The sequence below is a fragment of the Roseateles sp. P5_B10 genome (assembly GCF_056400485.1).
In genome coordinates this window covers 1-1,586 of the sequence record NZ_JBFULE010001037.1, presented here as the reverse complement: position 1 = coordinate 1,586, position 1,586 = coordinate 1, and the positions used below count along the sequence as shown (strand labels likewise).

General features: G+C 65.4%; 3 protein-coding genes. 2 read left to right on the top strand and 1 reads right to left on the bottom strand.

Features of this window, described 5'->3' with window-relative positions; genetic code table 11:
• A partial coding sequence (locus tag AC1DU6_RS30555) for a septum site-determining protein MinC (protein WP_477861836.1) occupies nucleotides 1-392 on the bottom strand: 392 nt, incomplete at its 3' end.
• 655 nt (nucleotides 393-1,047) lie between these two features.
• Between AC1DU6_RS30555 and AC1DU6_RS30550 the strand changes: the two genes are divergently transcribed.
• Both AC1DU6_RS30550 and AC1DU6_RS30545 read left to right on the top strand, forming a co-directional pair.
• Nucleotides 1,048-1,230, top strand: a complete 183-nt coding sequence (locus AC1DU6_RS30550; protein WP_056199090.1) for a hypothetical protein — start codon at nucleotides 1,048-1,050, stop codon at nucleotides 1,228-1,230.
• Between the two features lie 39 nt (nucleotides 1,231-1,269).
• On the top strand, nucleotides 1,270-1,586 hold a 317-nt coding region (locus tag AC1DU6_RS30545), incomplete at its 3' end, for a class I tRNA ligase family protein (RefSeq protein WP_477861834.1).

Below are 1,586 nucleotides of genomic sequence, written 5' to 3'. Positions count from 1 at the left end.
TCACGAACCACCTCTCGCACTGTCTCGGCCGGCGCGGCACTGCGTTCACCCATCGGCTCGTCGGCCGCGTCGGCCAGGCCCAGCTCATGCGCCGCGGCCAGCTCCTCGGCCGTCGCACCGGCCACGGCCACTGGCTGCAGCTGGCTGTTGCGCAGCAGCTCGACGATCGCCCGCAAATCAACCGGTGCCGGCCCGTCCAGGGCCAACGGTGCCTGGCCTTCGACCGGCGCGGCCACGGTGGCCGGCGCACGCGCCAGCTGGCTCAAGTCGATGACAACGGGCTCATGCTCGAAGCCGCCGGCGCCCGCGCGCTGGGCCCAGTCGGCGGCCAGCTCGGCCATGTCGGCGCTGTGCAGCACCAGGCCCAGCAGGCTGAAGCGGCGCGACTTCAATTCGAAAGTGCCGGCGCGCGCTGCGCTCTTGCCGCGTCCGCCACTTTCCCTCGTCAAATCCGCCATTGCGCCGCTGCCGCCCGTTCAAAAGGGCGCGAGTTTAGCCGCCACCCCCGCCTTGCCTGTTGGGGCTGCCCCCAGGCGGCACTCGCGATGGCGCCTCAAAAACGGGCATTGCGGGCGGCCGGCTGGCCGATCAAGCACTTAGCGCCGCTGTCGTCAGCCGGCCCACAGACTTGTCCACAGCAGACGGGGACAAAGCGCGTCGAAATGTCCTTCCAAACCGTGACATCCGCACTTGGTGCCTTGACTTATCCCCAAATCTGGAAGGCGTCAAGCCCCGCCAGCCCTCATGCCCCCTGGCCCGTGAGCTCGCCCCGCCATTCCGCTAAGTTATTGATTCATATAAGCGAACCGAGGGTGCCTAGAAATTGAGCAACCTAAGCGGACCCGCATTCCATAAGGGCTTGGCTGCGATGGCGGCGGGTTCTCCACAAAGTTTTCCACAGACTCGGTGGATAGCTTTCAGAAGCGTTACAAATCAGTGACTTAAGCGAGGTCCTTGAGGCGCTGTGGAGCTTTCGGCTGCAACTTGGAAGCGCTCAACGCGCCATCGCAAGCTACATTGGGCCGACCACCTCAAGGAGAGTCCATTTTGGCTACCCCGAACTACAGCTATGAAAAACGCCAGCGCGAGCTGGCCAAGAAGCGCAAGGCCGAGGAAAAGCGCCAGCGCAAGATCAGCGGCAAGCCCGACGAACCCGACGCCCCCGATGAGCCTCAGGCCGATGGCGAGGCCGCAGCCGACCCGGCCGCCCCCGTTGACCCGCAAACCTAGAATCCGCAGTTCCGCCCGCCAGCTCCGTTCCCAGCGCCCATGCCCCGCCAGCTCTTCGTCACCACCGCCCTACCCTATGCGAACGCCGGTTTCCACATCGGCCACATCATGGAGTACACCCAGGCCGACACCTGGGTGCGCTTCCAGCGCATGGCGGGCCACGAAGTGCACTTCGTCTGTGCGGACGACGCCCACGGCGCGCCGATCATGATTTCGGCCGAGAAGGCCGGAAAGACGCCGCAGGACTTCGTCGCCGGCATTGCCGCCGGCCGCAAGCAATACCTCGACGGCTTTCACATCAGCTTCGACAACTGGCATTCGACCGACGGACCAGAGAACCACGAGCTGTCCAAGGC